At 38.6% G+C, this 6,865-nt stretch carries 6 protein-coding genes; 4 read left to right on the top strand and 2 right to left on the bottom strand.

Annotated elements, in window-relative coordinates:
* The first annotated feature begins 322 nt into the window (after positions 1 to 322).
* Both ACWITO_RS05555 and ACWITO_RS05550 read left to right on the top strand, forming a co-directional pair.
* On the top strand, positions 323 to 745 hold the full coding sequence (locus ACWITO_RS05555) for a DUF4168 domain-containing protein (RefSeq protein ID WP_448529010.1): 423 nt from the start codon (positions 323 to 325) through the stop codon (positions 743 to 745).
* 138 nt (positions 746 to 883) lie between these two features.
* Complete coding sequence (locus ACWITO_RS05550; RefSeq protein WP_448529009.1) at positions 884 to 3,529, top strand: carboxylesterase family protein; 2,646 nt, start codon at positions 884 to 886, stop codon at positions 3,527 to 3,529.
* A gap of 136 nt (positions 3,530 to 3,665) precedes the next feature.
* On the opposite strand, the gene rlmB is transcribed toward ACWITO_RS05550, so the two are convergent.
* On the bottom strand, positions 3,666 to 4,439 hold the full coding sequence (gene rlmB, locus ACWITO_RS05545; protein ID WP_448529008.1) for a 23S rRNA (guanosine(2251)-2'-O)-methyltransferase RlmB: 774 nt from the start codon (positions 4,437 to 4,439) through the stop codon (positions 3,666 to 3,668).
* Complete coding sequence (locus ACWITO_RS05540) at positions 4,439 to 5,449, bottom strand: sugar phosphate nucleotidyltransferase (protein WP_448529007.1); 1,011 nt, start codon at positions 5,447 to 5,449, stop codon at positions 4,439 to 4,441. The genes rlmB and ACWITO_RS05540 overlap by 1 nt, the downstream gene beginning before the upstream one ends.
* A 139-nt stretch (positions 5,450 to 5,588) precedes the next feature.
* Here ACWITO_RS05540 and rpsU point away from each other — a divergent pair, with 139 nt between their 5' ends.
* Positions 5,589 to 5,780, top strand: coding sequence for a 30S ribosomal protein S21 (gene rpsU, locus ACWITO_RS05535; protein WP_101359864.1), 192 nt, complete (start codon positions 5,589 to 5,591; stop codon positions 5,778 to 5,780).
* A 28-nt stretch (positions 5,781 to 5,808) separates the two neighbouring features.
* A complete protein-coding gene (locus ACWITO_RS05530; protein ID WP_448529006.1) occupies positions 5,809 to 6,777 on the top strand; it encodes a DMT family transporter in 969 nt (322 codons plus the stop codon).
* The last annotated feature ends 88 nt before the right edge of the window (positions 6,778 to 6,865 follow it).

The following is a 6,865-nucleotide window of genomic DNA, read 5'->3' as shown; positions in this document are numbered from 1 at the left end:
CCTCGTGTAGAAATTTATGAGCGAAATGGGGATTTCTGGATTTTTAGATTTTACGAAAACCTCAACGATAACATTCCCCTTGAAAAATTAGGAACTCAAATACCACTAAATAAAATTTACAAGGGACTTAGCTTTCAAAATAGCTAAATTCCGAGAAATCCAAATAAAATAAGGCAGAAAAAACTTTTGAAATTTCTTTATTTTTCTTTTCGTGGATTTAGTCTAAATTTACCAAACAAAATTTTGTTTCATTGCTTGTTTGCTTCAAAATAAATTCGTATGTTTGCAGAACAATTTTTGAACGCAAAGTTTAAGTATGCTTATGAAAAAAAATTTACTTACTATTGCTTTATGCTTTTCTACTCTATTTGTATTAGCACAGAATTTCAAAGATGAAGAGCTTATCAAGTTTTATCATCTCTACCAGTACGAATTAAGCAACCCCTTTGATTTGCCTACCCTAATGCCTCGTTGTGTAGCCAAAAGCAAAATCTCTGAACAAAGAATGACAGAAATTATGCAAGCACAAGCCACAGGCTACAACCCCAAACTATCGGAAAGTGAAAAGCAAGAAATGGAAAAAATCCAAAAATGCCTACAAATTGAAAAAGATAAATATGATGCCGATTTTGCAAAAAAAATTAAAGAAAAAGGACTAAGCCCCAAACGTTACGAGGAAATAAAAAATAAATTTGTGCAAGATAGAGCCTTACAACAAAAAACCTATCAATTAGTTCAAAAATAAGTAATTGTTTGTGTATAAAGGGAAATAGGAAACAGGATTTAGAACATTGGATATAGTATTTTACCCAAACTTTTGAACCTTTTGAACGTAAATAACTACCAAAGTAATTGCAATTAACTACTCCAAAAATAAATGCTTATGAGAAAAATTTTTACACTTCTGCTTGGCTGGTGGGTGGCTTGCTCAGTGATAGCACAGCCCTTGCCCGATAGGTATAAAAGTGAAATTTTCACCAATGCCCAACTGGTTACCACCAACAATGTGGTATTTAGCACTAATATTCCTCACGTGCATACTACTAATTTTTTTGGTATTCAATTTGCACACGAAGACCGTTATGGTACTATTACATCTCCACAAGGTCAAACTGTAACATTACGAATGGATATTTATCAACCCAACCAAACCATAGACACTCTTACCAAACGTCCTGTTATTATTTTCTGTTTTGGGGGAGGTTTTGTTACAGGTTCGCGTACCGAAACAAGTATGATACAACTCTGCCAAGCCTTTGCTCGGCGAGGCTTTGTAACTGCCACCATAGATTATCGTTTAGGAATGGCTATCAATAATGAACAACTTTCTAAAAGAGCTGTATATCGTGGAGTGCAAGATGGACGTTCCGCTGTAAGGTTTTTTAGAAATAATGCCAATACTTACAAAATAGACCCTAATCAGATTTTTATTGCAGGGCATAGTGCAGGGGCTTTTATTGCTTTGCACAATATTTATTTAGATAGAGAAACAGAAAGACCCCTTTCTACGTACACATATATGGTTGATTACCCCAATTTAGGCACACTTGACGCAGTAGGAGATAACAAATTAGATATCAATGGAAACCCCGTTAGTGGCAAAGCCAATGCGGCAATGGGTTTTGCAGGAGCTTTGGGCAAACAAGACCCCCCTTTCAGCCAAACCGTTCCCGGCTTTATGGAAGGACCCAACGACGCACCTGGCGTTTATTTCCACAGCTCTGATGATGATGTTATCCCCTATAATAATGGCGAACCTTTTTCCAACTTTAACTGGCTACCCGGTTTTAATCTGCCTACTGTTCACGGAAGTAATGATTTAAGAGCAAGAGCGATTGCTCTGAATGCTCCTTATCGTTTTTGGGGCTATACCAATCGCGGGCACGGCGTACATTTTGATGGCACAAATTTGTACACCGACATTGCACCACGCGGTAGCGATTTTTTCTATGATTTTCGTCTCAAGCCTGTTGATGTAACTTTAAGCGGTCCTAATGTAGTTTGTAGCAACGAACTTACCCAAACTTACACTTTAAGCACCAATGCCAATTTTTATTACGATTGGCAGGTAGTAGGTGGCACTATCAATACAACCAACTATCAATATAAACACAGCATCAGCATTACTTGGAATCCTTCGGCACCTGTGCGTTCTGTAACTTGTACGCCTTATAGCCGCTGGCTTGCTAAGTCCTTGACATCTGTTTCAAGAACGGTTACTATCAACCAAATTCCTAACATAGGTACGCCTATTGCCAACCAGTTGTATCAAATTTCTGACGGAAGCCCTACCATTAACCTTTCGGGGGCTTTCATAGACCCCGAAGGTGGCTCAATGACTTATACGGCAACTGCCTCTCCGTCTGGGGTTGTCAATCCGAGTGTTTTAGGAAATATTCTTACACTTGCTATTGCAGGAGCAGGCACTACTACCGTAACCGTAGAAGCTACTGACAATGCAGGTTGCAAACGCAGTCAGAGTTTCACGGTAACCGTGAATCGTCCCCCTGTGGTAGTAAATCCTGTTGCCAATCAAACTATTCGCTATGCAGACACTCCTTTTGTAATCAATGATATTTCCACAATATTCAGCGACCCTGACGGCGATAATCTCACGTTTAACATTACAGCCTCGCCTACGGGAGTTGTAAATATCACACAATCAGGCAACGAAGTAACTTTTACCGCCGAAGATATTAACACCACCACTATTACCATTACCGCCAACGACGGCAGAGGTGGCTCAGTAAGCAATGTATTTACTATTACGGTGCAAAGAGGTACGCAAAGCATTACATTTAGCCCCATAAGCACCAAATACGTAGATGAAAGCCCTGTAACGCTGAATGCCGTTTCCAACAGAGGTTTGCCTATTACCTTTTCGGTTGTTTCGGGTACAGCTTCTATTTCTGGTAACACAGTAGTATTCAATCAGGCGGGCAATATTCGTATAAGAGCCTCGCAACCGGGCAACTACTACTTTGAGCCTGCCGCTGATGTAGAGCAAAGTTTTGAGGTTATCAAACGCAATCAGGTTATCAATTTTGAACCCGTTGCCGATAAAATAATCACTGAAAGTGGCTTTCAGCTAAACGTTTCTGCTTCCAGTGGCTTACCTGTAACTTTGGAAGTAGTAAGTGGTAATGTTACTCTAAGTGGTAAAAACGTAATTTTTGGTGGCATAGGCTTTGTAACTATTCGTGCCAGTCAGCCCGGTAATAATGTGTATCACCCCGCCGAACCCGTAGAAAGAACTTTCTACGTTGCTCCCGAAAATCTACAACTTACACTCTTGCCCAATCCTTTCAGTGGCAACGGCTTCAATGCTATTTTGCAAGGCAAGTATTTGGGTAGTGTGCAAATTATTGTGTTTGATAATACAGGTAAGATAATAAGCAATGTTAGCTTTGAAAAACGCTCATACTTTGCCGATACCTTTGTACAAGTACCACAAATTGCCCCTGATACTTACTATTGCAAAATAATTACCCAAGAAAAGACTTTTGTGGAAAAAATTGTAAAACAATAGATAAGAGAAACAGGAAAAAGATTTCAGACAATTGAGGTCAGACATAACAAATGAAAGATAAAGTCTTGAAATCCAAACCCTGAATTTTTTGAACGCAAATAATTACAAATAGATTTACCTTAGAAGGCTTCACTCCTTAAAGTGAAGCCTTCTTTACTATTTCAGCCCTTTGTCTGATTACCTCATATAGCACTATACCTGCCGAAACCGAAACATTCAAAGAATCTACTTTTCCCTGCATTGGAATTTTGGCTAATTTTTCGCATTGTTTCAGAATAGCAGTGGCTATACCTGTATCTTCTGCACCCATTACCAAAGCCGTAGGAATAGAAAAATCTACCTCGTAAATATTTTCAGTAGCTTTTTCGGTACAAGCAACCACTTGCAAACCCGCCTCTTGTAAGTATTTTACAGCGTGAAGCAAACTTTTTACTCGGGCTACGGGCAAATGATGCAAAGCCCCTGCCGAAGTCTTGATAGCATCACTATTGATTTGTGCTGAATTTTTTTCAGGAACAATAAGGCAATGCACTCCCAAGCCCTCCGCACTACGAGCTATCGCTCCCAAGTTGCGTACATCAGTAATGCTATCCAAAAGCAAGAAAAGAGGGACTTCAGCTTTTTCAAAAGTGCTTTGCAAGATATTTTCAAAACTTACATAGTCTATTTGTGAAAGAAACGCAATTGCCCCCTGATGATTTTTGGCAGTAATTTTATTGAGTTTGAAAACAGGTACTCTCTGCAAAGGAATTTGCACGCTTTTGGCAAGCCCCAATAGCTCGCTCATCAGTGCCGATTTGCCTACATCTTGTTGGATAAGCAATTTATCTATTTCTTTACCCGCCCTAATGGCTTCAATAATTGCCCTTATGCCAAAAATGAAATCTTTGGAAGCGTTGCTATGTTGCATTACAAAATTTGGTTAAAATCTCCTACACTCACATTCAGCGGTTGGGTTACCCATTTTACAGAGCTACCTATCATAGAATTGTGTAAATTCAAATTTTCTAAATGGCTATTTTCCTGAATAATACAATTTTTTATCACCGAATTTTGAATTTGTGTCCCTTTGCCTACCGAAACATAAGGTCCCACAACGCTATTGATAATTCTCACCTCTTCATCAACAAAGCAAGGCTCAATAATAACGCTATTTTCAATTTGAGCAGATTTGGCTTTCAGAGGTTCGTTTCTTTCTTGCAAGAAATGCAAATATCGCTGATTGGTATAAACCGTAACATCTTTGTTGCCACAATCCAGCCATTCTATCACTTCTCCTGTACTGAATTTTGTACCTTCATTTTTCATATTTTCAAGGGCATTGGTAAGCTGATATTCGCCCTTATCTTTGATGTTGTTATCCAAAAGATACTGCAAATGCTTTTTGAGATAAGCCCCATCTTTGAAGTAATAAATGCCAATTATCGCCAAATTGGAAACAAAAGTTTGTGGTTTTTCTATAAATTCAACAATTTCGCCTTGCTCGTTGAGCTTTACCACGCCAAACTGGCGAGGGTCTTCAATTTTTTGCACCCAAATAATACCATCTTTGGTAGTATCCAGTTGGAAATCAGCTTTGAATAGCGTATCGGCAAAGGCTACTACTACATTTCCTTCTAAACTTTCGCTGGCACATAAAATTGCGTGAGCCGTGCCAAGAGGTTCTTCTTGATAGCAAATTTTTCCTTTTGAGCCTAATCTTTCGGCTACTGCTAAAAGATTTTTTTCAACTTTCTCGCCAAAACTTGGGTGAATTACAAAGGCTATCTCATCTACTTTTTGCCCACAAATGCGTACGATATCTTCTACAAGCCGCATTACAATTGGTTTTCCTGCAATAGGTAACAAGGGTTTGGGAGTGCTGAGCGTATGAGGACGCATACGCTTACCCAAACCTGCCATTGGCACAATAATTTTCATATATTTTTGGTTTTTTGCTTTGGGTTTGCAATTTCTGAAAAATTGGGCAAATGCGAAAAAGAAAAAAGCAAAAAGTATTTGCAGGCTTAAAAAATTTTCCCTAATATTGCAGTCCTAAAAATAAAGGAGGTGTCAAGCAATGATTGTAATACAAGTAAAAGAAAACGAAAACATAGATAAGGCTCTCAAACGCTTCAAAAAGAAGTTTGAAAAAACAGGCATCTTGCGTGAATTGCGTAATCGTGCTTTCTTTGAAAAGAAGTCGGTTGCTCGTCGTAGAACTGTATTGCGTGCCGCCTATCGCGAAAGATTGAAACAAACCGAAGAATAATTCAAAGCCCTGCAAAAGCAGGGTTTTTTTGATACAATTTATTTCCTTTTTCAGCGTTAAGCTCTTAAAAGCTCATACCAGCTTCGCTTTGAATTTTATGCCTACACTCACACAATCCGCCCAACAGACACACAAATACCCACTTACTGCTTGGATTTTGCTCATTGCCCTTTCTGCCATTTGGGGAACTTCTTTTCTGCTTATCAAAAAAGGTTTAGAAGTTTTTTCGCCAATGCAAGTAGCCAGTTTGCGGATAGCTTCTGCTTTTTTGGTGGTACTTGTACCCTTTTTTTGGCATTTTAGGCAAGTGGCTTTTCGCAAATGGGGCTTTTTGTTGCTTTCGGGTTTGCTTGGAAATTTAATTCCTGCTTTTCTTTTCGCAATTGCTCAAACGCAAATTAGCAGTTCGGTAGCCAGTATTCTCAATTCGCTTACGCCTTTTTTTACCTTCTTGGTAGGCATTGTTTTTTTTCGTAAAAAAGCCCTTTGGCAAAAAGCTATTGGTATTTTTTTGGGCATAATGGGAACAGTACTTATTTTTTACCAAAAAGGTAACTTGCAATTCAATGCTTATGCCTTGCTGATTGTAGGGGCTACGCTGGGCTATGGCTTTAATGTAAATCTGACAGGGAAATTTTTAGCGGAAGTCAAACCTATTCACATCACAACCATTTCAATTTTTATGGTTGGGCTGGTGGCAAATATTATTTTGTTTGGCTTTACAGACTTCCTAAACACGCTTGAAAGCCACAGCAAAGGCTATGAAGCACTCATTTATGTTATGCTTTTGGGCATTATAGGCTCGGGTATTAGTTCTATTTTGTTTTACAAACTTCTGCAAATTTCCTCTCCTCTTTTTGCAAGTTCTGTTACGTATGTTATTCCGCTTGTAGGAGTGAGTTTAGGGGTTTTGAGTGGCGAAAGTATTACTATGTTTCATCTTGCAGGTATGAGCCTTATCATTACAGGCGTTTTGGTAATGAATAGGTTTCGTTAGAAAAAAGTTGGCACTTTCCTGCTTTTTTTCAAATGTTTTTATAGCTTTGCAAAATAAAAATTTGTTTCTAACCATAAACACAAAACAA

It is taken from the genome of Raineya sp., from assembly GCF_053497555.1.
This window is presented reverse-complemented; position numbering and strand designations above follow the sequence as displayed.